This is a genomic window from Providencia sp. PROV156 (assembly GCF_028480905.1).
GTDB lineage: Bacteria > Pseudomonadota > Gammaproteobacteria > Enterobacterales > Enterobacteriaceae > Providencia > Providencia hangzhouensis.
This window is the reverse complement of the sequence record NZ_JAMPPE010000001.1, coordinates 197,990-222,444: the sequence shown is the minus strand read 5'-3', so window position 1 is coordinate 222,444 and position 24,455 is coordinate 197,990. Positions and strand designations below refer to the sequence as shown.

Sequence of the window (24,455 nt, the reverse complement as noted above, 5' to 3'; positions counted from 1 at the left end):
TTCAAATTGCAGCGTTGTTGACTACGTGCGTTCGCCCTAGTCACATACTTATGTATGCTCCTAGGGACTCACTTACTTGCCGCCTAGCTGCAATCTGAATGACTTTGAATAAAATCATAGTGCCTTCAAAACTGCAGCGTTGTTGACTACGTGTATATAAGTCGTAACAGGCTTAGCAACGCAGCAAGATGGTTGCTGTGATAGTGTTATAAGTCTTATTGTTTTATGCAATATCGCGTTGCAGGTCAACTTGTAAATTGTCAATAAGACGCGTTTGACCTAACCATGCAGCCATTAAAATAACCGCGCGTTTACTGGAGTCACCAAGTGGTAACAACGTCTCTGCATCGCGAATAAATAGCTCATCAGGGGTAAAGCCCGTTTCACGTAAGCTATTATTCATCTCTTCAATAATAACCTCAGATGCGCTAGGTTCAGCCACTAATTTTTCACCCGCTTGTTGCATAATTTGATACAGCTTAGGCGCTATTTTTAGCTCTTCTGCTGACAAATTATTGTTACGTGAACTCAGTGCTAGGCCATTTTTAGCTCTAACCGTTGGGACACTAACAATTTGAGTATCAAATGATAAGTCAGAAACTAATTTGCGAATTAATTGCAACTGTTGGTAATCTTTTTCACCAAACAAGGCAATATCTGGCTGAACTAAGTTGAACAGCTTAGTGATAACCGTTGCGACACCTCTAAAATGGCCGGGACGGCTTGCGCCTTCTAACATGGTCGATAACTCAGGAACTTCAACAAAAGTCTGTTTTTCCATCCCTTCTGGGTAGAATTCTTGCGGGGAAGGTGCAAAAACTAAATTGATATCACGACGCTTTAATTTTTCGCAATCTTCTTGCAAAGTTCGTGGGTAATTGGCTAAATCAGATTGCCTATCAAATTGCATTGGGTTCACGAATACACTGGCAATCACAATATCAGCCTGTTTTTTCGCTTGGTCAATGAGTGTTAAGTGACCATCGTGTAAATTACCCATCGTTGGGACAAGTGCAATACGTTTACCTTCTTGTTTCCAACGACGAATTTCACGGCGTAAGATAAGTGCCGTTTCAACGATAAGCATACGTGTGTTCCTTATAATTACTGGCATCAATTAAGAAAAAGAATGTGCTTCACTTGGGTAAATGCCATCTTCCACTTCTTGGATATACATACGAATAGCATCATGAAGGTTGCCTGCTTGAGCTAAAAAGTTTTTAGCAAATTTAGGCGCTCGTGCGGTAATACCCAGTGCATCATGCATAACAAGGATTTGTCCATCAGTTCCATTTCCTGCGCCAATACCAATCACCGGTAATAGCAGTTCTTCAGAAACATGACTTGCTAAGGCAGTTGGAACACATTCGAGAACCAATAATTGGATACCTGCATTTTCTAATGCAATTGCATCTTTGAGTAATTGATTTGCCGTGACCTCATCGCGTCCTTGGACTTTATAACCGCCAAGAACGTTCACGGCTTGAGGTGTTAAACCGAGATGACCACACACAGGAACAGAGCGTTCTCCTAGCATTTTTACGGTATCACATAACCAGCTGCCACCCTCAATTTTCACCATGTTTGCACCAGCTTGCATCAAAATTGCTGCATTAGAACAAGCTTGTTCTGGTGTGGCGTAACTCATGAATGGCATATCTGCAATAATGAAGGCGTTTGGTGCACCTTTGCGAACGCATCGGGTGTGGTAAGCAATTTGCTCGACGGTCACAGGTAAAGTAGATGATTCACCTTGGATCGTCATTCCCAGTGAGTCTCCAACGAGCATCACCTGAATACCTTGCTCATAAAATAATTGAGCAAAGCTTGAGTCATAGGCTGTCATGGTTGCAAATTTGTGTTTGTCTTTTTTAAACTGACATAAATCAGCCAGAGAAATTGGTTTCATTATAATAACCTCCGGAAATGATCTCCCTGCGACCATACCTCATAAGAGGTTGAACATTTTAGGCTGGAATATCCCAAAACGTTAGGCCATTTCGAGGGACTTGTGTGAGTCTTTCTGAAAGCTTTTCGCCATCAGGAAAAACAAGGGAAGGGGCGATTTCGCTAAGCGGATACAACATAAACTCACGCTCTTTTAGCCCATAATGTGGAACGATTAACCGTTCAGTATTGATGATACGGTTACCAAAAAGCATGATATCGAGGTCAAGCGTTCGTGGCCCCCAACGTTCCTCTTTGCGTACACGGCCAAGCTCAAGTTCGATTTTTTGTGTATGGTTAAGAAGAACTTCAGGCTCAAGGTTTGTTTCTAGTAGCACAGCCAGATTCAAAAAATCTGGCTGGTCCTGTGGGCCTAATGGTTTGGTTCGATAAACAGAAGAGGTAGAAACAACGCGGCTATTAGGAATAGCATCTAATGCTGCAATAGCTTGCTGTGCCTGTAGCAGCGGCTCACCAAGGTTACTTCCTACAGCAATATAGACTTGTTCCATTGTATTCTCTCTATCTATTATGACTTATTCGGCCGGCGCGCGCCGGTTCCACCTTGTGATGAACGTGGGCGATGGCGGCGGCGAGTAGGGGCACTACCTAATTCCGAAATCATTTCACGCTGTTTGATATTATTCGCTTGTTGAAAATCAGTCCACCATAACGCTAACTCTTGTAACTCGTTGCGGTGCTCAACATTGGCTCTTAATTCTAATAAATCAAACGCTGCACGGAATTTTGGGTGCTCCATCAGTTTATTTGCACGGCGACCTTGGCGGCGAGGTAAGCGTAATTGCAATAACCAAATATCACGCATAGTGGTTGTAATGCGTTTTGGGATCGCAATCGAGCGGCACTGTTCATCTAAAATATCATTCATTGCCAGCGCAAAGGCGTCGTAATAGGCCAACCCGCCTTCTTGAGATAGCTTCTCAGCATGCTCAGTAACTGGGTACCATAACATAACAGCAAATAAAAAAGCAGGGTTAACACGCTTATCATTTTTTAGTCTGAAGTCAGTATTTTTAAGGACTTGCTCAATGATTTTTTCCATTGGCGAATCACTGTTATCAGTAAAGCGGCTTGCGACAACAGGGAAAAGTTGCTCAAATAAACCATATTTTTTGAGCATTTTATAGGTCGCGTAACCTTGGCCTGCTTGGAGTAATTTGAGTGATTCTTCAAATAACCGAGCTGATGGAATTTCTCTCAATAAATGAGCGAGTTGGTAAATTGGTTCTGCGGTTTTCGGCTCGATGCTCATATTTAATTTGCAGGCAAAACGTACCGCTCTTAGCATTCTGACTGGGTCTTCACGATAGCGCGTTTCAGGGTCACCAATTAAACGAATAACGCCAGCTTTGAGGTCTTTCAAACCATTAACGTAGTCACGTAATGTGAAGTCTTCAATATTGTAATATAGGCTATTAACGGTGAAGTCCCGACGAATCGCATCTTCCTCAATAGAACCAAAGATGTTGTCGCGTAACAACATACCGTTTTGCGCTTGTGCAGATAAGTTTTTGTCATCTGACACATTTTGGTCATGGTGGCCACGGAAAGTTGCAACTTCAATAATTTCGGGGCCAAACATAATATGGGCTAGACGGAAACGACGACCAACTAGACGGCAATTACGAAATAATTTGCGGATCTGCTCAGGTGTTGCGTTCGTGGTTATATCGAAGTCTTTAGGTTTTTGGCCTAAAAGCAAATCACGTACACCGCCACCAACTAAGTAGGCTTCAAAGCCACTTTTATTTAAGCGATACAGTACTTTTAATGCATTGTCACTAATATCACTCCGCGAAATAGGGTGTTCGGAACGCGGGATAACAGTAATATTTTCGTCGTTTACGGTTGTCATTGTAGGGCGCTTCTCAGGTGTTGAATCGGCACGTTGAGATTGACGAACCGTTTTTTTAATAGGGGCTGTTTTATGGGGTTGAGCGGTGTTCTGCTCTTTAGATGCGGTTTGCGCATGAGCAGAATGAGTGACTGGCCTTTTACCGGCTGCCTGTATATCTCGCGAAGTATCACGATGTTGTTCTACATCTTCAGGGGATGCGTCTGTATTGCGAGATAAAATATTACGGCAGAAATTTGCTACTCGGTTAAAAATAGTACACCTCGATGTCATTACCAATATTCATTAAACAAAAATAAGCGGCTAATCATAGCTCACAGAAGTTTCTTTGAGAATGGTTAAACGAATAAAAGTCATCTCTAATTATAAACGTTACCAATAAAATTTACGCAAAATAATAGCTCAAAAAGCGATCTCACTATAGAAGTATAGGTTTAGAAGCCTTATTTTAAGCGCTTTTTTGTTGTTAGAGGATTATTCAACTTCAAACTATGGGGTTAAATAACAGCCTAATCTATCTCCGTAAAAATTACGTGAAAGTAAATGTTTATCTTACTTAAAAGAGCACGATAGGACGTTATCGCCAACTAATTGGCAAAAAGATGCGGGAAGGATAGATTTTATGTGATAGCTAACGCAAGGAATAAGCTCTGAGTGGAACATAACAGAATGTAACGTTTCCTTGTAACGGCGCAGTAAAATGCGCCGTTCAGGACTCCATATAGACACTAGCCAGCCATTTGCTTTTCGCGAATTTCAGCTAATGTTTTACAGTCGATACATAAATCAGCGGTAGGACGGGCTTCCAAACGGCGGATACCAATTTCTACACCACATGATTCACAATAGCCAAAGTCGTCATCTTCAACTTTTTTCAGCGTTTTTTCGATTTTCTTAATCAGTTTACGTTCACGGTCCCGGTTACGTAATTCAAGGCTGAATTCTTCTTCCTGAGCGGCTCTATCAACGGGGTCTGGAAAGTTAGCTGCCTCATCTTGCATATGAGTAACAGTCCGGTCCACTTCATCTCTGAGTTGATTGCGCCATGCTTCGAGAATGAGCTTAAAATGCGCCAACTGGGCCTCGTTCATGTACTCTTCGCCAGCTTTTTCATGATAGGGTTCAACCCCAGCAATGGCGAGAATGCTTAAGGACGATGTCTTACGTTTTTGCCCTTCTTGCATAATGCTTCTCCTACACACGCAAATTTTACAAAAACCCCAAGGGGGAAAAATTAAGGTCGCTATAAATAGCAGAAGACTGCGCTCTTGGCAATCGTTCCTGCAATGAGTTTTGTAATGCTGTGAGGGCGAGCGTGTTTATTCCCTTTTTAGCGCCCAGAACTCTGCGGCCTCGTATAAAAAACGGTTAAAAAAACTTTATTTAATAGAGTTAAAGTGAATCTGCTTACTTAACACCATTTGTTGAACAGTTATATCAGCTTGATAACAAAGCACTTCAACACCACTTTGTCTCGCTTCCTCCAATAAGAGCGCATATTGTTTATCAATATGTGCCGCTGCAGATGCTACGTGAATACCTGTGTGTAAAGCAACAAACAATAGTATGGCTCTTTTTCCTTCTTTCGCAATATGCATGAGCTCTCTTAAATGCTTTTGGCCTCTAAGTGTCACTGCATCAGGAAAGAACCCCTGATTATTTTCTAGTAAAGTTACTGATTTTACTTCGATAAAGCAATCTGGTAATCCATTTTGCGTGAGATAGAAATCGATTCGGCTATTTTCTGTGCCATATTTAACTTCAGGCTTTATTACGCTGTATTCGGATAATTCTGGAATGTGTTTTTCGGCTAAGGCTTGTGCAACTAATTGGTTCGCACGAAGGGTATTAATGCAAATAAAGTGGCCATTTGTGGTTTGGGTTAACTCCCAACTATACGGATACTTGCGTTTTGTATTATTGGACGTCGAATACCAAATGGTATCACCAGGGGTAGCACAACCTGTCATAGCGCCTGTATTCGCACAGTGAATTGTAATTTCTTCACCGCTCGGTAAAGTAACATCAGCCAAAAAGCGCTTGTAACGCTTAATCAAAGTAGCTGGTTGTAAGGCGGGTTCAAATTCCATGGGGTCTCCGCTATCGTTGTCGGTAATATGCTTACTGGCAAAAGAGGCTAATGCTACAATGTCTGACAGTAAAAGTTAAATACATGGAGTGATAACCTCAGTGTTACCGATATTCGAAGTTTGTGAGGACATACTTACCGCGTTAGTCGCTTCACCTCAAGTTTTGCTTCATGCACCTACAGGTGCAGGTAAATCAACGGTTTTACCGTTAGAAATATTAAAAAGTGGGGTTATTGATGGGCGGGTTATTATGTTGGAACCCCGTCGCTTAGCGGCACGTTCAGTAGCGGCTCGCCTCGCACAGCAACTTGGTGAAGATATCGGTCATACCATTGGTTTACGCATGCGCTCTGAAACTAGAGTTAGTCGTCACACGCGTCTTGAAGTCGTGACAGAAGGCGTACTGACCCGCTTACTGCAAAATGACCCAATGCTTGAAGGGGTTGGCTTAGTCATTTTAGATGAGTTTCATGAACGAAATTTACAGGCAGACTTAGGTCTCGCTTTGTTAATTGATTCACAGCAAGCCTTACGTGAAGATTTACGTATTCTATTGATGTCAGCGACACTGGATGATCAAGGGCTGAATCAGTTGTTTCCTGATGCTCCAGTTATCACTTCACAAGGACGTACGTTCCCCGTAATACGTGAATATCATCCGATTAACCCAAATAAACTCTTTCATAAAGAAGTGGCACTAGCGGCTTGGCAGTTATTGCAACAAGAGCACGGGTCTTTATTATTATTTCTTCCAGGTATGGGGGAAATCGAGAAAGTAAGAGTAGAACTCGCTTCGATGGTAAGTGAGGACATACTTTTATGTCCTTTATACGGAGCATTATCTCTACAGGCTCAGCAACAGGCGATACAGCTGGCACCAGAAGGAATGCGAAAGGTCGTATTAGCCACCAATATTGCGGAAACCAGTTTAACGATTGAAGGGATCCGCCTTGTGATGGACAGTGGTTTTGAACGAGTGGGTCAGTTCAACCCACGAACAGGACTGACAAAACTCATTAAACAGCGAATCAGCCAAGCATCGATGGCGCAGCGAGCTGGTCGAGCTGGCCGTTTAGAAGCAGGTGTTTGTTGGCACTTATTTAGTGAAGAGCAAGCTGAACGTGCGGCTCAATTTAGCGAGGCTGAAATTGCACAAAGTGACCTAAGCAACTTATGGTTATCTTTATTACAGTGGGGCTGTCACGACGTGGCACAGCTGAATTGGCTGACTTTACCCCCGAAACCTGCGATATCTGCGGCAAAAAATTTACTTAATCAATTAGGTGCCATTGATGTGGCTGGTAAGTTAACGCCTTTTGGGCAGCAGATGGCGGTGTTAGGCAGTTCAGTGCGAACAGCGGCAATACTATGTAAGGCACAACAAACCCAAAATCAGCATGTTATTCAATTAGCTGCGTTGCTGGTAGCGATTATCGAGGAACCTCCTCGTCAACAAGATGCGGATCTTCGTTATTATATAGAAAGGCCAACTGAGGGGTGGTGCAAGAGAGCATCAGCACTTTGCGAACAAAAAGTGTTGAGTACCATTGGTCAGCAAGATGCGCTAATTAGTGAGTGGTTACCAACGTTGTTAGCTGTGGGTTATCCCGATCGCATTGCGAAATCTCGAGATAACCAACATCGCTATCAATTAGCGAGTGGTTTAGGGGCAATATTGGGTGAATCGGATAGACTAATGGGAGAGTCGTGGTTAATGGTGGTGTCTTTATGGCAACCCGAAAATATGGCGGATGCGCGTATTTCCTTGGCTTATCCTATTGAAATTGACAGATTACAAGCAGATTGCCCATCTTTATTTAACACTCAAGAAACGGTCGAATGGGATGAACAAAAAGGGACCTTATTAGCTTGGAAACGCTTGCAATGTGGCCAATTAGTAGTGAAATCAGAACGTTTGAGCAACCCTGATAAGGCTGAGATTTGCCAAGCGCTGGTTTATTGGTTGAAGCAAAATGGCTTGCAGCAGTTAAATTGGCAGGAAGATGCTTTGCAATTGTGTATTCGCTGCATGCTAGCTAAGCGGCATTTTCCTGATATTGCTTTTCCTGATTTTGATGATATAGCGCTATTAGATTCGTTAGATGAATGGCTTGAACCTTATCTTGATGGCATAACAAATAAGCAAAAACTACAGCAGATTGATTTAGTCTCTTTATTAATCAATCGATTAGATTGGCAGCAGCAACAGTGGTTAGAAAGTATGTTTCCGAAGACCTATCGAGCGCCATCTTTACATGATGTAAGTATTCACTATTCGTTAGATAAGCCACCAGTGATAGCTATTCGTATGCAAGAAATGTACGGGGAAAAAGCGAACCCGACAGTAGCACAAGGGAAAATTCCTATTACGCTCTCTTTGCTTTCTCCTGCGATGCGGCCATTGCAGATTACACAAGACCTTGGCGTATTTTGGCAGGGCAGCTATAAAGAGATACAAAAAGAGATGAAAGGGCGTTATCCAAAGCATTTATGGCCGGATGACCCTGCAAATACTGCGCCAACGAGACAAACAAAAAAAGCGATGATGGGTGCGAAATAACCTATTTTTGTGCTCTAATAGCGGGTTTCCTCATTCAGGCTATCGATGCGTTAACCTGAGTAAGGAAATGTAATTAAGAGCTTTCTTTGGTGAAATCTCTGAGGTTATGAGCCAAAATTAACCACTAAACTGGCATAACTAGTGAGTTATTAAGTTATTTTGTCATGTGATATGGAGTGACCATGTCAGGTAAAGATTTTGAACCGATCGGCAGACGTAATAAAAAAACTGCTGGGAAAAAACAGTCTTCATCTCGCCGCCGTAGAGACCGCGATGACTATGACGATGAAGATTTATTTGAAGATGATGATATTGATGAACAATATCTCGATGATGAAGATGAAGAAGAGCAAATGGCTAAAAAAGGCTCAAAAAAGAACAAACCTCGGAAGGTAAAAAGTAAATGGCGTTGGTTTTGGCTGCTAGTCAAACTGATGATCGTATTTGCTGTTTTACTCGCGGCATATGGTTTTTATTTAAACCAACAAATTAAAGAACGTCTCGATGGTAAGGTTTGGGATTTACCCGCCGCAGTATACGGCCGGATGGTTAATCTTGAACCGGGCATGGACTACAGCCAGGCTGAAATGGTTCGCCTGCTTGAAGGTATGCAATACCGTAAAGTGAGTAAAATAACGACATCGGGCGAATTTGTAGTACGCGGTAATAGTATCGAAATCTTACGCCGACCGTTCAATTTCCCTGATCAAAAAGAAGGGCAAATACTCGCGCGTATGGTGTTTGATAATAACGCGTTGAGCAAAATTGAAAATATGGAAAACGGCCGCTCATTTGGCTTTTTCCGCTTGGACCCGAAACTGATCACGATGATGCAGTCGGCGAATAATGAGCAACGGTTAGTTTTACCGATATCTGATTTCCCTGAGTCCTTAGTTAAAATCTTACTAGAAACCGAAGATCGAAACTTTTATGAGCACGATGGGGTCAGTTTGTACTCTATTGGCCGTGCTGTTGTTGCTAACTTAAGTGCAGGACGCTCTGTTCAAGGGGGAAGTACCTTAACTCAGCAGTTAGTCAAAAATCTCTTTTTGACCAATGAACGGACATTAAAACGTAAAGCCAATGAAGCGTACATGGCGGTTTTACTGGACTACAACTACAGCAAAGAGCGCATTTTAGAGCTGTATTTAAACGAAGTCTTTTTAGGCCAAAATGGTAATGATGAAATTCGTGGTTTCCCATTAGCGAGCTTGTATTACTTTGGTCGTCCAATCAACGAACTAAGTTTTGATCAACAGGCGTTATTAGTCGGTATGGTGCAAGGGGCGTCAACGTATAACCCTTGGACTAAGCCACAAAATGCAATTAAACGCCGTAATATCGTACTGAAAATCTTGGAAACACGCGGTGTGATTGACCAAGAAATGTATCAGGTACTGAGTGCAAGGCCTCTTGGTGTGAAAAACAAAGAAGGGCTGGTGGCTTCTCAACCTGCCTTTATGCAAATGGTTCGTTTAGAACTCAATGAAAAATTGGGCGATAAAGTTAAAGAACTCTCTGGTGCGAAAATTTTTACCACTCTAGATCCTGTGGCTCAAACTGCGGCTGAAAATGCAGTTGAGAATGGTGTCGCTGATTTACGTAAATCTCGTAAATTAGATGACATAGAAGGGGCAATGGTGGTAGTTGACCGCATTAATGGCGAAGTACGCGCTATGGTTGGTGGTTCTCAACCCCAATATTCAGGGTTTAACCGTGCGTTAAATGCACGGCGTAGCATTGGTTCTCTGGCAAAACCTCCGGTATACCTCGCTGCACTAAGTGAACCGGACCGTTTTCGCTTAAATACATGGTTAAAAGATGAGCCACTAACAGTAAAAGTCGGGAATCAAAACTGGAGCCCAAGAAACTACAGCCGTAATTTCAACGGCCGTATGATGTTAGTTGACGCTTTGGCAAAATCACAAAATATCCCAACGGTAAACTTAGGGCTAGAGGTTGGTTTAGACCAAGTGTTTAATACTTTTGTACGCTTAGGAGCTCCTGCGGCTGCGATGGAAAAAGTTCCTGCGATGTTATTAGGTGCAGTTAACCTAACACCAGCGGAAGTTGCTCAAGTTTATCAAACTATTGGTGGTGACGGTAATCGTGCGAAATTATCTGCATTGCGTTCTGTTATTGATGGAGATGGCAATGAAATTTACCAAAGCTACCCATCAGCTGAGCGAGCAGTACCTTCCCAAGCTGCATACCTCACATTGTATGGTATGCAGCAAGTGGTTAAACAAGGTACGGGCAGAGTTTTATTGACCAAATATGCTAAGTATAATTTAGCCGGTAAAACAGGGACAACTAACGATCTACGCGATAGCTGGTATGCAGGTATTGATGGCAAAGAAGTAGCGATCGTGTGGGTTGGCCGTGATAATAACGGCCCAACACAATTAACAGGGGCGACAGGCGCACTGAAAGTGTACCAACGCTACTTAGAGAACCAAGCTCCATTAGCTCTTATCAACCGTGCACCAGAGGGCATTGTTGATATGCAAGTCACAGCTGACGGCCAATTAAGTTGCTCAAACTTCGGCGGCGGTAGAATGTTGCCGATTTGGACAGATAACCCAGAAGGGTTATGCCAAGCGTCAGAAGAGCAAGCCCCGGTCTGGGACTTAAATGGTAATAATGGCGAGCAACAAGATGATGCGCCGGATTGGGTTAAGGATATGTTTGGCAATAATCCCTAAATTCTCGTCATATTTCAAGTTGTGACTGTGTTGGCTTCATTCGTCAACCCTAGTCACATACTTGTGTATGCTCCTAGGGATTTCCTTATTTGCCGCCTTGCCACAACTCGAACTCTTTAGAGAATTAATTAGTTGGCGAATTGCTTATTTGAAAGGCTAATTATTTGAATACTAATTAGTTAGGGAATTGTGGTGTAAGGCTTTTCTCGTCATATTTCAAGTTGTGACTGTGTTGGCTTCATTCGTCAACCCTAGTCACATACTTGTGTATGCTCCTAGGGATTTCCTTATTTGCCGCCTTGCCACAACTCGAACTCTTTAGAGAATTAATTAGTTGGCGAATTGCTTATTTGAAAGGCTAATTATTTGAATGCTAAATAGTTAGGGAATTGTGGTGTCGAACCTAGAGTTATCTATTCTTAACTATATCTTAACTATAAAAAAATAGAGGTGAAAATGGATAAAATTTCACCTCTATAACATCAATGTGAATTAATTCTCTTTAATTTTCATCAATGCAGTTTCTGCGGCTTTGATAGTTTTCTCAATGTCTTCATCGCTGTGGGCGATAGACATAAAGCCAGCTTCAAATGCAGAAGGTGCGAGGTAAATACCTTGCTCTAACATGTAATGGAAAAATTTCTTAAAGCGCTCAACGTCGCATTTCATCACATCTTGGTAGCAAGTTACGGTTGGGGCGTCGGTGAAGAAAATACCAAACATGCCACCGACGTGATTGATAACCATCGGAATACCTTGCTCTGCGGAAACACGTTTTAAACCACGAGCTAACTTTTCTGTTAATTCATTTAAACGTGAGTGGACTCCCGGCTGAGAGACTTCTTTTAAGCAAGCGAGGCCAGCAGCCATCGCGACAGGGTTACCAGATAAGGTCCCTGCTTGGTAAACAGGCCCAATTGGTGCTAGTTTTTCCATAATTTCAAGGCGGCCACCGAAGGCACCAACAGGCATACCACCACCGATGATTTTACCTAAACAGGTTAAATCAGGCTGAACATCGTAGTAATCTTGTGCCCCACCTAATGCGACGCGAAAGCCTGTCATGACTTCATCAATGATGAGTACGGCATTGAATTCATCACATAATGCACGTAAACCGGGTAAAAATTCAGCTGTTGGTGGTACGCAATTCATATTTCCTGCAACAGGTTCAACAATGACACATGCAATATCTTCTGGATAATTTTCAAATGCTTGGCGGACTGAAGACAGGTCATTATAGGTACAAGTTAATGTGTGTTTTACAAAATCTTCAGGAACGCCAGGAGAGTTTGGTTCGCCCATCGTAAGCGCACCAGAACCCGCTTTGACTAATAAGCAATCTGCATGGCCATGATAGCAGCCTTCAAATTTGATGATTTTGTCACGGCCTGTGTAACCCCGAGCTAGGCGAATTGCGCTCATGGTCGCCTCAGTGCCTGAATTTACCATGCGTACCATATCCATAGAGGGGACTAGTTCACAAACTAATTCAGCCATTTCAACTTCAGCGGCAGTCGGAGCACCAAAACTTAATCCTTTATGAACCGCTTTGATCACGGCATCACGGATCACAGGATGGTTATGGCCTAAAACCATTGGTCCCCATGAGCCAACATAATCTACATAGGCTTTACCATCAACGTCATAAATATAAGCGCCATCCGCTTTTTCAATAAATAATGGGGTTCCACCAACACCATTAAAAGCACGAACAGGGGAGTTTACACCACCAGGAATTTGTTCTTTTGCTTGTGCGTAAAGTTTTTCAGATTGTGACATCGCAGGGCTCCAGAAAGAGGCTAAGAAAAAAATTGCTCTCATTCTAAAGCACCACACCAATTAAACCAAATGTTGATATGAAGATATGCACAATGTGTCTAATTGCATGACAGCACTTGAACCATTTAGTCAAGTGGCGGATAATTAGGTTAATTGATCTGAGTAGGTTTTAGCCTACACATGAATTTACCGGTCACCGGTTTGGAGTAAAAAATGAGTGATGATGCAGCTCTGCCTTTGCAATTTACTGATGCGGCAGCAATTAAAGTTAAAGATCTGGTCTCTGATGAGGACAACCCAAACCTGCGTCTACGTGTTTATATCACTGGTGGCGGATGCAGCGGTTTCCAATATGGTTTCACATTTGATGATCAGATCAATGAAGGCGATATGACAATCGAGAAACAAGGTGTTGCTCTTGTCGTAGACCCAATGAGCCTACAATATTTAGTGGGTGGAAGTGTTGATTATACTGAAGGCTTAGAAGGTTCGCGCTTTATTGTGACCAATCCGAATGCTAAGTCTACTTGTGGGTGTGGTTCGTCTTTCAGCGTCTAATTTTCGTCATATTTCGAGCTGTGGCGGTGTTGGCTTCATTCAGTTACTCGGGTCACATACTAATGTATGCTCCCCGAGATATCTTCATTTGCCGCCTTGCCACAACTCGAACTATTTAGAAAATTTTTGTAATTTGTAATTTGTAATTTGTAATTTGTAATTTGTAATTTGTAATTTGTAATTTGTAATTTGTAATTCTCAATCAGATAATGCGTTTAACTGCTCGCACAGTTGTTCTGTCGCATTAACAATCCTTGGGCCTGCTCGGTGAAACCAATCTTCATTTAATCGGATAATTGGGACATTGAGCTGTGAGTGCCAAAATTTTTTCACTGTTTTTTCCTGTTCGGCTGAACCAGTCATAATAATTACATCTGGCTTGCGAGTGAGCACCTGCTCACGACTGATTTGAGGCCATTGAACTGCGCTATTAGCAAAAATATTTTCACTACCACAAAACTCTACGACATCATTTTGCAGCGTATGGTTACCTGCGCTAAATAAAGGCTGAGTACCGAGTTGAATGAACACTTTCTTTGATTTTTTATTAGAAATTTTTTCTTTTTGATAAGGAGCGAGCCTAGAGCGCATTTTTTCAACATTTTGTTGTGCTATCTCGGGGGTTGGGCTGTATTGTGCTAATTCAATCACTGAGTTGATGACATCATCAATAGTTTGAGGATCGAAATAAATAATTGGGATACCGAGGCCTGCGAGTTGATCAAGAGGCCGCTGGGGGTTACCTCCTCGCCATGCGAGGATTAAATCAGGTTTAAGTGCGATAATACGTTCTACATTTAAACCTTGCCAATCAGAGACTTGTTCTAATTTTTTTGCTTGCTCTGGGTAATCGGAGTAAGCACTGACCGCAATTAAGCTATCTCCAAGCCCTGCTGCATAAGCAAGTTCAGTATTGGCCGGTGATAAACTAATAACGCGCTGCTTTGTTGCTCCTAGAGCAGAAAAGGCCACCAATAAAGCACATAATAAGGTGATAGTAAGGGAAAAATAATGCGTAATTCGTTTCATAACAAAATTCATCGTAGAATTAATTAAAAGGTATAACTAACAAATAGTTATACCTTTTGTGCAAATGATTAAGCGAGCTTAGCTAAAATTGCAGTGATCATCAGGGAAGATTGACGGGCAGCAACAGGTAAAAACTCATCAAAGCTCGTGTGAGATTCTTTATCTGCAACATCTGAAATGGCACGGACGACGACAAATGGAATGCCAAATTGGTGACATACTTGACCAATCGCGGTGGCTTCCATTTCTACTGCCGCAACTTGTGGGAACATCGCTTTGATGCGCGCCAGTGGCTCTGCACCATTAATAAAAGCATCACCGCTACAGACTAATCCACGAACAGCGTTCATATCCAATAACTTAATGCACTGCTCAGCAACTTCAATTAGCTTAGTATCAGCAACGAAAGCTGGCGGACACTGTGCCATTTGGCCGGGTTCATAACCGAATGCGGTCACATCAGCATCATGGTAACGAACTTCTGTAGAAACCACGATATCGCCGACGTTTAAACGAGGGTCTAAACCACCTGCGGAGCCTGTGTTAATCACGACATCTGGTTGGCAATGCTCTAATAATAGTGTTGTACCGATTGCGGCTGCGACTTTACCAATACCTGATTTCAATAACGCAACGTCAACGCCATTAATTTTGCCTGTATAAATCTCACAACCAGCACGGTTAATAGTTTGGCAGTTTTCAATTTGTGAGCGCAAAATCGCCACTTCCTGTTCCATGGCACCAATTATTCCAACTTTCATTTTGTCTCCTTTTCCCTGCACAATTTGCACTATTAATGTCAATATAGTGTCAATATTTTGACTAGGGACGATAATGTTTTATTGTGTTATTGCTGCATTCTTCGAGTGGACTCGCAATTTTAATTGCAACAACTCGAATTTTGACAACGAAATTACAAAGATGCACGAAGTGTAACATTGAAAGGTGAGTCGTGAAGGTTTTTTCCTGTATTTAGGCTATATAATGAAACATCAATCGAAATAGGGAAGGTGGCAGAGTGGGTGAGATTAATTTTGTTAAGAAGCTAAACTTTCAGCGTAACTACATGAGCAGTGCGAAAAACCAAAAAATTTCACCTAAAGATGAAGATGCGGTTAATCGCTTATTTGAAAGTGATCGTGGGCGGATTATCAATTCAGCAGCCATTCGCCGCTTACAACAAAAAACACAAGTTTTCCCCTTAGAGCAAAACGCAGCAGTACGTAGCCGATTAACTCACTCACTAGAGGTTCAGCAGGTTGGCCGTTACATCAGTAAAACGGTTTTAGGTGAATTAAAAAAGAAAAAATTACTGGAGCCCTATGGGTTAGATGAACGTTGTGATGCGTTTGAAAGCTTAGTCGAAATGGCTTGTTTAATGCATGATATCGGTAATCCACCATTTGGGCACTTTGGTGAGGCCGCAATTCAACGGTGGTTTACCAAGTTACTGTCGCCAAGTTACTTATATACACCCAATTCCCCTGACCCATGCCAAATACCGGCATTACAATTAACTGGAAATGAAAAGCAAGACTTATTCCGCCGTCAATTAAAGCAGGATTTATGCTCATTTGAAGGTAATGCGCAAGGGCTGCGCATGGCGCATCGTTTACTCAAACTAAACTTAACTTATGCACAAATTGGTTCTATCTTAAAATATACGCGTGGAGCTTATGATTTGGAGCCAATTCCCCCTGAGTTTGATTATTTGATGAAAAAACCAGGCTATTATTGGTCAGAGATGGACTTTGTCAGTGAGTTAACCAAAAAACTCGATATGGAGAAATACTGCCGTTTCCCTCTGTCCTATATTATGGAAGCGGCTGATGATATTTCATATTGTATTGCTGATTTAGATGATGCCGCGGAAAAAGGCATTTTTACTGTTGAGCAGTTGATTGAGTACTTAAAAGCAGAGTGGGGTGATATTGAACAAAATGATTTGTTCGATCAAACTGTCATGCGAGCTTTCAATAATATCAGTGACAACCACACAAGGCGTATTCAGCAAGATCAGTTCTTTATGTATTTGCGCGTGAATATTACAGGGAAGTTGTCTCATTACAGTGCACTGCAGTTTATTAAAAATCTGCCTGAAATTTATAATGGCACTTTTAACAGCGCTTTGTTAGAAGATAAAAGCCCAGAACATAGATTACTGAAAGTATTGAAAACAGTGGCTTTTAAACATGTATTTAACCACCATGAAGTTGAAGAGTTAGAGTTGCAAGGCTACCGAATTATCAGTGGGTTATTAGATTTTTATAGCCCATTACTGATGATGAATAGAAGGGATTTTGCTGAGCTCGTTGAAAAAAATTACCACAAGCACTTTTTCATTGAAACGAGATTGTTCCATAAATTATCTAATAAGCATCGCTTATCTTACACGGAAGCACTTGAGAAAATTTCTGCAACGAATGAAGCAGATAAATCTATTCTGGAGTTTTATTATCGAGCTCGTTTGATTCAAGACTATATTAGCGGTATGACAGACCACTATGCCTATGAAGAATATCGTAAATTTATGGTTAGTAACTAATATAATAATTGAATGGCATAATAAAAATGGAAAAGTAGTCAATCAAATGATAGGAAAAACAGGTATAATGGGACTGGCCGTTTTTCTGGATTAATTAGCGAAAAAAAACAACGCATTAAAATTGAAAACTCGGCAATCATGATTTTTATAACTTAATACTCTGTAGTGACTACTTTATGGCTCAATTTTACTCTCCTAATCGCCGTACCACTTCACGCCGTCAAATCACGGTTGTAGCTGATAGCCTCGATGCTGCAGGGCAAGGTGTTGCCCGTATCGAAGGAAAAACCATTTTTGTAACAGGTTTATTGCCTGGAGAAGAAGCACAAATTGAATTGACGGAAGAGAAGCGGCATTTTGCTAAAGGGAAGGTGACTAAACGCTTGAGCACGAGCCCACAAAGAGTAAAGCCTCGGTGCCGTTATTTTAATCAATGTGGGGGGTGTCAACAGCAACATGTTGACATTGCACTGCAAAGAGAAAGCAAAGCTCATGCCTTAGCTTACCTGATGCAGCGCGAAACATCGCTAGATATATCTGTTCCTACGGTGATTAGTGGTGAGCCATATGGTTACCGCCGTCGAGCTCGATTAGGGCTACAATATCAGCCTAAAAGTAAAAATGTCGTTATGGGGTTTCGTCAATCTCAATCTAACACATTGGTTGATATAAAAAATTGTCCTATCTTATCCCCAGATTTGGATATTTTATTAAAACCACTTTCTGAATGTATTAACCAGCTCAGTAATAAAGCGAAACTGGGGCATGTAGAACTTATTCGTGCAGACAATTGTAAAATTGTATTGATTCGCTACTTAACCCCTTTTTCGTTATCAGATACCCAAAAGTTAAGCGATTTTGAAAATCAGCACGGAGTGTCTATCTGGTTAGCGGGTAATGATGAAAACTTACAGGCTCTGTCACCAAATTCGCCACAACCTGAATATCAAGTTGCAGGGGAGTTACTAAAATTTAATCCGTTAAATTTTATTCAAGTGAACGGGCAAGTTAACCAGCAGATGGTAGAACAAGCTTTAGCATGGTTAGATCTAAACAGTGAAGATAGGGTATTAGATCTTTTTTGTGGAATGGGTAACTTTACGTTGCCAATTGCACGGTTAGTGAAATCCGTTGTGGGTGTTGAGGGTGTGGAAAATTTAGTCGAACAGGCACGAAACAATGCACAGCTCAATACTATTTGTAATGCGACATTCTATAATGAAAACTTAGAAGCCCAGATACACACACAACCTTGGGCGGTTCATGGCTTTAATAAAGTGTTATTAGACCCAGCTAGGGCTGGAGCCGCTGGCGTTATGGAACATTTAATTAAACTGATGCCAGAAAAAATTGTCTATGTTTCATGTAACCCCACAACATTGGCAAGAGATAGTAAAGTTTTACTTGATGGGGGCTATCAATTATTACAGTTGCGGATGCTAGACATGTTTCCGCAAACTAGCCATTTAGAGTCAATGGCGTTATTTATCCGTCGCCCAGAGGTTTAATAGGTAGGGAGAACATATGGTTGCAGTAAGAAGTGCGCATCTTACCCCAGCAGGTGAGTTTGCCCCAGAAAAGTGGGTTAACGGCCTGGGATTGAGTAATAAACAATCAGAAGAAAAGCTCATCCATACCTGGCAATATTGTCACGATAAATTAGCCGGACAAGAAATCGCCCCTCTGTTACTGTGGCGTGGTATTGAAATGACCGAGATCCTATCGACATTAAGTATGGATATCGGCAGCTTACAAGCGGCTTTGCTTTTCCCCTTAGTGGAAGAAGGGAAGTTAGAAGAACAAGAAGTTATTGATGAATTTGGCAAATCCATTCACGAACTTGTTAAAGGCGTGCTGGAAATGGATGCGATCCGCCAACTCAAAGCAACACAATCAAGCGAAACCAGCTCGACACAAGTCGATAATATTCGTCGTATGCTACTGTCAATGGTAGAGGATTTCCGCTGTGTTGTTATTAAGTTAGCGGAACGAATTGCTCATTTACGTGAAGTCAAAGATGCAACGGAAGATGAGCGCGTCTTAGCTGCAAAAGAGTGTTCAAATATTTATGCTCCTTTAGCAAATCGCCTAGGAATTGGGCAGTTAAAATGGGAGTTAGAAGACTTCTGTTTTCGTTATTTGCATCCCGATGAATATAAGAAAATTGCAAAGCTCCTCCATGAACGTCGTATTGACCGTGAAGAGTACATAGATACTTTCGTAACAACCTTACGTAAGTACATGTTAAAAGAGAATATTCAAGCAGATATCTATGGCCGACCTAAGCATATTTACAGTATTTGGCGTAAAATGCAGAAAAAATCATTGGCATTTGATGAACTGTTTGATGTGCGAGCGGTGCGTATTGTCGTTGAACGCTTGCAGGATTGTTATGCTGCATTAGGAATTGTTCATACCCATTTTCGCCACCTTCCTGATGAGTTTGATGACTATGTGGCGAATCCAAAGCCTAATGGTTATCAATCGATTCATACAGTGGTATTAGGGCCAAACGGCAAAACACTTGAAATTCAAATTCGTACTCGCCAAATGCATGAAGATGCAGAGCTGGGGGTTGCGGCGCATTGGAAATACAAAGAAGGCGCAACTGGCATTGGCAAAGGAAGTAGCTACGAAAACCGTATTGCGTGGTTACGTAAGCTGATTGCATGGCAAGAAGAAATGGCAGATTCTGGCGAAATGCTAGATGAAGTTCGTAGCCAAGTGTTTGATGACAGAGTGTATGTTTTTACCCCAAAAGGGGATGTGGTGGATTTGCCAGCAGGCTCGACGCCGCTTGATTTCGCTTATCACATTCACAGTGATGTCGGCCATCGTTGTATTGGTGCAAAAATAGGTGGTCGTATTGTTCCATTTAGCTATCAATTACAAATGGGTGACCAAATTGAAATTATCACTCAAAAGCACCCAAACCCAAGCCGTGACTGGTTAAATCCTAACTTAGGGTATGTAACAACCAGCCGTGGGCGAGCCAAAATCCAAAATTGGTTCCGTAAACAAGATAGAGACAAAAACATCCTCGCAGGGCGCCAAATTCTAGATAGCGAATTATCGCAGCTTGATATTAGCCTCCGAGAGGCCGAAAAACTGCTAATCGCGCGCTATAATGTTCACTCATTGGATGAAGTTTTAGCCGGAATTGGTGGTGGTGATATTCGTATCAACCAATTAGTGAATTTCCTGCAAAGCAAATTTAACAAAGCCACCGCAGAAGAAGAAGACCGCGCGGCAATGAAGACATTAGAAAGTAAGTCTTCACTCCCAAGAGCACCATCCCATGGTAGTGGTCGAGTGGTGGTTGAAGGGGTTGGTAACCTAATGCACCATATTGCACGTTGCTGCCAGCCAATTCCAGGGGATGAAATTGTCGGTTTTATCACGAAAGGACGAGGTATTTCTATTCACAGTGCGGATTGCGAACAATTAGCTGAGCTGCAAAGTCATGCGCCAGAACGTGTGATAGATGCAGTTTGGGGAGAAAACTATTCCAGTGGTTATTCTCTCGTGGTTAGAGTTGTCGCCAATGACCGTAGTGGTCTACTACGTGATATCACGACAATATTAGCTAATGAGAAGGTTAATGTGCTTGGCGTCAGTAGCCGCAGCGATGTGAAGCAGCAATTGGCAACGATAGATATGACAATTGAGCTGTATAATATTGAGGTGCTGAGCCGGGTGTTAGCAAAATTAAATCAGTTGCCGGATGTTATTGAGGCAAAACGCCATTCCCAGTGATTTTCTTCATATTTTGAGTTGTAGGGGTGTTGGCTGCACTTAGCTACTCGGGTCACATACTTATGTATGCTCCCCGAGATATCTTCGCTTGCCGCCTACCTACAACTCAAACTATTTTGAAAATCAGTACTGTTATATTGTCAGTGATTTTCTTCATGTTTTAAGTTGTAGGGGGGTTGGCTACACTTAGCTACTCGGGTCACATACTTATGTATGCTCCCTGAGATATCTTCGTTTGCCGCCTACCTACATCTCAAACTATTTTGAAAATCAGTACTGTTATATTGTCAGTGATTTTCTTCATATTTTGAGCCGCAGCGTTGTTGGCTGCGTGCTCTCACCTTAGTCACATACTGATGTATGCTCCTAGGGGCTCGTTTACTTGCCGCCTAGCTGCAATTCAAACTATTTTGAAAATAATTTTTTGCAAATATTCAATAATCTTTTCTTTGTTTTTTCTTTTGTTGGGAAAAATTTGTTGATTTGCCTTTATATCTGGTAAGTTTGAGATAAAGATGACAATTAGAAACAAAAGAAAATCAAAGGTTAATACAATGAGTCAGGAAAAACCCGAAATCGAGCGCTTATTATCCATTATGGCACAGCTGCGTGACCCACAAACAGGTTGCCCATGGGATAAAGTACAGACATTTAAAACTATTGCACCTTATACACTTGAGGAAACCTATGAGGTGCTTGATGCGATAGAACGTGAAGATTTTAACGACTTAAAAGGTGAGCTGGGCGACTTATTGTTCCAAGTGGTTTTCTATGCGCAAATGGCGAATGAAAAATCATTGTTTGATTTTAATGATATTTGCCAAACAGTGAGCGATAAGCTTGAACATCGTCACCCACATATTTTTGATACAAATAACACATTGAGCAGCTCGGAAGTGATTGAGGGGTGGGAAAAACGAAAAGCAAAAGAGCGAGCTGAAAAATCGCAGTTTTCTGTGCTAGATGATATCCCGAATTCGCTCCCAGCACTAATGAAAGCCTATAAAATTCAAAAGCGTTGTGCTTCGGTCGGTTTTGACTGGGATACGTTAGGCCCTGTTGTGGGTAAGGTTCATGAAGAACTTGAAGAGGTGATGGAAGAAGCCACACAGGCGGTTGTTGACCAAACTCACCTAGAAGAAGAAATAGGCGATTTATTGTTTGCCGTAGTGAATTTATCTCGCCATTTAGGTCATAAACCTGAAATAGCGTTGCAAAAAGCTTGCAACAAATTTGAAGGCCGTTTTCGTCAAATCGAAAAAAGCCTAGCGGAAAGTGGCAAAACGACAGAAAGTGCTACACTTGATGAGATGGAAGGGCTTTGGCAGCAGGTTAAGAGTCAAGAATAAAATGGTTCGTCATATTTCGCACTACAGCGTTGTTGGCTGCGTTCGGCTACTAAGGTCATATACTTGTGTATGCTCCCTGAGATATCCTCTCTTGCCGCCTAGCTGTAGCACGAACTATCTAGAGCATTAATTATATATAGAACGAAGCATCTACAGAAAAATTCGATATGGTTGGTTTGTTCTAAAATCACCTCATGCAATGGCTCCAAACAAAGCTTCAAAAATAATAAGTAGGTTGAAGTTTTCGAAGGTTAAATGTGGAGAGTTAGAGTAAATAGTTATTCAAAATCAAAGTTAGTACAGAATCGCATTTTTTATACCATACAATGAGCTGAAAGGATTTAGCTTTTGTGTTTGAACTGTGTTAATCTATAAAAATAGATAAAGATGACTAATTTTGAAGCGATAAATATTTTTCGCTTTTAACTTGCTGATAATATTAGAGTATTGATGAAAATTAACCTTATTATGCTTAGAACATTTGTAGCGAAATTAAGGTTCGGGTATACTGTTTTCCCGTCCTGTTATATCCATCATCTTTTAAACCTAAACTTTCAGGTTCAGCATGAAAACTAATTATATTTTTGTGACCGGCGGGGTCGTATCCTCACTGGGTAAAGGCATTGCCGCAGCCTCTTTGGCGGCTATACTCGAAGCCCGTGGACTCAATGTGACTATTATGAAACTGGATCCCTACATTAACGTAGATCCAGGCACTATGAGCCCAACCCAACACGGGGAAGTTTTCGTTACAGAAGACGGCGCTGAAACTGACTTAGATTTAGGTCACTATGAGCGTTTCATCCGTACTAAAATGACACGTCGTAATAACTTTACGACTGGGCGTGTTTACTCTGAAGTTCTGCGCAAAGAGCGCCGTGGCGACTATTTAGGCGCTACAATTCAAGTTATCCCTCATATCACTAATGAAATTAAAGACCGCATCATCCGTGGTGGTGAAGGCCATGACGTTGTTTTGGTTGAAGTTGGTGGTACAGTTGGTGATATCGAATCATTGCCATTCCTTGAAGCGATTCGTCAAATGGCAGCTGAAGTTGGCCGTGAACGCACATTATATTTGCACTTAACATTAGTGCCATACCTTGCAGCGGCTGGTGAAGTAAAAACTAAGCCAACTCAACATTCTGTGAAAGAATTACTGTCAATTGGTATTCAACCAGATGTGCTGATTTGTCGTTCAGACAGAGTGATCCCAGCAAATGAACGTGCAAAAATCGCATTGTTCTGTAATGTGCCAGAGAAAGCGGTTATTTCTCTCAAAGACGTTGATTCAATTTATAAAATCCCAGCCTTATTGAAATCACAAGGTTTGGATGAATACATCTGTAACCGTTTCCGCATTGATGCGCCAGAAGCTAATTTAGCTGAGTGGGAACAAGTTATTTACGAAGAAGCCAATCCCGCTGGTGAAGTCACTATTGGGATGGTGGGTAAATATGTTGAGTTACCAGATGCGTATAAATCTGTAATTGAAGCATTAAAACACGGTGGCTTGAAAAACCGTTTAACTGTGAACATCAAATTAATTGATTCACAAGATATTGAAACTCGAGGTGTTGAGTTACTAAAAGGTTTAGATGCTATTTTAGTACCAGGCGGCTTTGGCGAGCGTGGTGTTGAAGGGAAAATTCTGACCGCTCAATATGCACGTGAAAACAAGATCCCTTACTTAGGAATTTGTTTGGGTATGCAAGTCGCATTGATTGAATTTGCACGTAATGTTGCCAATATGGCAGATGCAAACTCAACAGAATTTAAAGCGGATTGTAAATTCCCTGTTGTTGCGCTGATTACTGAATGGCGCGACGAAGAGGGTAACCTTGAAGTACGTTCAGAAGAGAGCGATCTTGGTGGAACAATGCGTGTTGGTGGCCAACCATGTCATTTAGTGAATGGTAGCCTTGTACGTGAAATGTATGGTTCAGAAACTATCATTGAACGTCACCGCCACCGTTATGAGGTGAATAATTTACTACTGAAACGTATTGAAGATGCGGGCCTAAAAATTGCAGGTCGTTCAGTGGATAATAAGCTGGTGGAAATTATTGAAAACCCTAATCATCCATGGTTTGTGGCTTGTCAGTTCCACCCAGAGTTCACCTCTACACCAAGAGATGGCCATCCGTTGTTTGCAGGTTTTGTTAAAGCCGCTGGTAAGTACCAGAAAGGTGAGTTGAAATAAGATATGGGGAAGTCGGCGCAGGTGCACCAACTTCCCAAAATTTAACTTGTACTGA

Annotated in this window: 17 protein-coding genes; 8 read left to right on the top strand and 9 right to left on the bottom strand. The window is 41.7% G+C overall.

Translation table 11 applies throughout. The features are described 5' to 3' along the window. Positions 1-223: 223 nt before the first annotated feature. From panC to sfsA, 6 genes are all read right to left on the bottom strand, one after another. Positions 224-1,087, bottom strand: coding sequence for a pantoate--beta-alanine ligase (gene panC, locus PSF31_RS00900; RefSeq protein ID WP_096863282.1), 864 nt, complete (start codon positions 1,085-1,087; stop codon positions 224-226). Between the two features lie 30 nt (positions 1,088-1,117). After that, the gene (gene panB / locus PSF31_RS00895; RefSeq protein WP_036958292.1) at positions 1,118-1,909 is read right to left on the bottom strand and encodes a 3-methyl-2-oxobutanoate hydroxymethyltransferase; all 792 of its coding nucleotides are present in this window, start codon (positions 1,907-1,909) and stop codon (positions 1,118-1,120) included. Positions 1,910-1,967: 58 nt separating this feature from the next. Beyond that, positions 1,968-2,459 carry a 2-amino-4-hydroxy-6-hydroxymethyldihydropteridine diphosphokinase gene (gene folK / locus PSF31_RS00890; protein ID WP_096863281.1) on the bottom strand — a complete coding sequence of 164 codons (492 nt, stop codon included), beginning with the start codon at positions 2,457-2,459 and terminating at the stop codon, positions 1,968-1,970. A 17-nt stretch (positions 2,460-2,476) separates the two neighbouring features. After that, on the bottom strand, positions 2,477-3,823 hold the full coding sequence (gene pcnB / locus PSF31_RS00885; RefSeq protein ID WP_206077539.1) for a polynucleotide adenylyltransferase PcnB: 1,347 nt from the start codon (positions 3,821-3,823) through the stop codon (positions 2,477-2,479). Positions 3,824-4,551: 728 nt separating this feature from the next. After that, positions 4,552-5,007 carry an RNA polymerase-binding protein DksA gene (dksA, locus tag PSF31_RS00880; protein WP_004260494.1) on the bottom strand — a complete coding sequence of 152 codons (456 nt, stop codon included), beginning with the start codon at positions 5,005-5,007 and terminating at the stop codon, positions 4,552-4,554. 195 nt (positions 5,008-5,202) lie between these two features. Then, positions 5,203-5,913, bottom strand: coding sequence for a DNA/RNA nuclease SfsA (gene sfsA / locus PSF31_RS00875; protein ID WP_004260493.1), 711 nt, complete (start codon positions 5,911-5,913; stop codon positions 5,203-5,205). 100 nt (positions 5,914-6,013) lie between these two features. Between sfsA and hrpB the strand changes: the two genes are divergently transcribed. Both hrpB and mrcB read left to right on the top strand, forming a co-directional pair. Continuing rightward, on the top strand, positions 6,014-8,473 hold the full coding sequence (gene hrpB / locus PSF31_RS00870) for an ATP-dependent helicase HrpB (RefSeq protein ID WP_096863280.1): 2,460 nt from the start codon (positions 6,014-6,016) through the stop codon (positions 8,471-8,473). 182 nt (positions 8,474-8,655) lie between these two features. Further along, on the top strand, positions 8,656-11,178 hold the full coding sequence (gene mrcB / locus PSF31_RS00865) for a bifunctional glycosyl transferase/transpeptidase (protein ID WP_096863279.1): 2,523 nt from the start codon (positions 8,656-8,658) through the stop codon (positions 11,176-11,178). A 492-nt stretch (positions 11,179-11,670) separates the two neighbouring features. Here mrcB and hemL read toward each other — a convergent pair whose 3' ends face one another. Beyond that, complete coding sequence (gene hemL, locus PSF31_RS00860) at positions 11,671-12,960, bottom strand: glutamate-1-semialdehyde 2,1-aminomutase (protein ID WP_096863317.1); 1,290 nt, start codon at positions 12,958-12,960, stop codon at positions 11,671-11,673. A gap of 213 nt (positions 12,961-13,173) precedes the next feature. Here hemL and erpA point away from each other — a divergent pair, with 213 nt between their 5' ends. Next, positions 13,174-13,518 carry an iron-sulfur cluster insertion protein ErpA gene (gene erpA, locus PSF31_RS00855; protein WP_004260480.1) on the top strand — a complete coding sequence of 115 codons (345 nt, stop codon included), beginning with the start codon at positions 13,174-13,176 and terminating at the stop codon, positions 13,516-13,518. A 198-nt stretch (positions 13,519-13,716) separates the two neighbouring features. On the opposite strand, the gene btuF is transcribed toward erpA, so the two are convergent. Together btuF and mtnN are read right to left on the bottom strand one after the other, a co-directional pair. Continuing rightward, positions 13,717-14,547 (bottom strand): vitamin B12 ABC transporter substrate-binding protein BtuF, encoded by an 831-nt coding sequence (gene btuF, locus PSF31_RS00850; RefSeq protein ID WP_232062911.1) that lies wholly within the window; start codon positions 14,545-14,547, stop codon positions 13,717-13,719. Between the two features lie 68 nt (positions 14,548-14,615). Then, positions 14,616-15,308, bottom strand: a complete 693-nt coding sequence (mtnN, locus tag PSF31_RS00845; RefSeq protein ID WP_096863277.1) for a 5'-methylthioadenosine/S-adenosylhomocysteine nucleosidase — start codon at positions 15,306-15,308, stop codon at positions 14,616-14,618. Between the two features lie 257 nt (positions 15,309-15,565). Here mtnN and dgt point away from each other — a divergent pair, with 257 nt between their 5' ends. From dgt to pyrG, 5 genes are all read left to right on the top strand, one after another. After that, positions 15,566-17,092 (top strand): dGTPase, encoded by a 1,527-nt coding sequence (dgt, locus tag PSF31_RS00840; protein WP_096863276.1) that lies wholly within the window; start codon positions 15,566-15,568, stop codon positions 17,090-17,092. Positions 17,093-17,268: 176 nt separating this feature from the next. Continuing rightward, positions 17,269-18,600 (top strand): 23S rRNA (uracil(1939)-C(5))-methyltransferase RlmD, encoded by a 1,332-nt coding sequence (rlmD, locus tag PSF31_RS00835; RefSeq protein WP_096863275.1) that lies wholly within the window; start codon positions 17,269-17,271, stop codon positions 18,598-18,600. Positions 18,601-18,616: 16 nt separating this feature from the next. Continuing rightward, positions 18,617-20,848 (top strand): GTP diphosphokinase, encoded by a 2,232-nt coding sequence (gene relA, locus PSF31_RS00830; protein WP_096863274.1) that lies wholly within the window; start codon positions 18,617-18,619, stop codon positions 20,846-20,848. 554 nt (positions 20,849-21,402) lie between these two features. Next, positions 21,403-22,197 carry a nucleoside triphosphate pyrophosphohydrolase gene (gene mazG / locus PSF31_RS00825; RefSeq protein ID WP_096863273.1) on the top strand — a complete coding sequence of 265 codons (795 nt, stop codon included), beginning with the start codon at positions 21,403-21,405 and terminating at the stop codon, positions 22,195-22,197. A 565-nt stretch (positions 22,198-22,762) separates the two neighbouring features. Next, on the top strand, positions 22,763-24,400 hold the full coding sequence (gene pyrG, locus PSF31_RS00820; RefSeq protein WP_004260455.1) for a glutamine hydrolyzing CTP synthase: 1,638 nt from the start codon (positions 22,763-22,765) through the stop codon (positions 24,398-24,400). Positions 24,401-24,455: the final 55 nt, after the last annotated feature.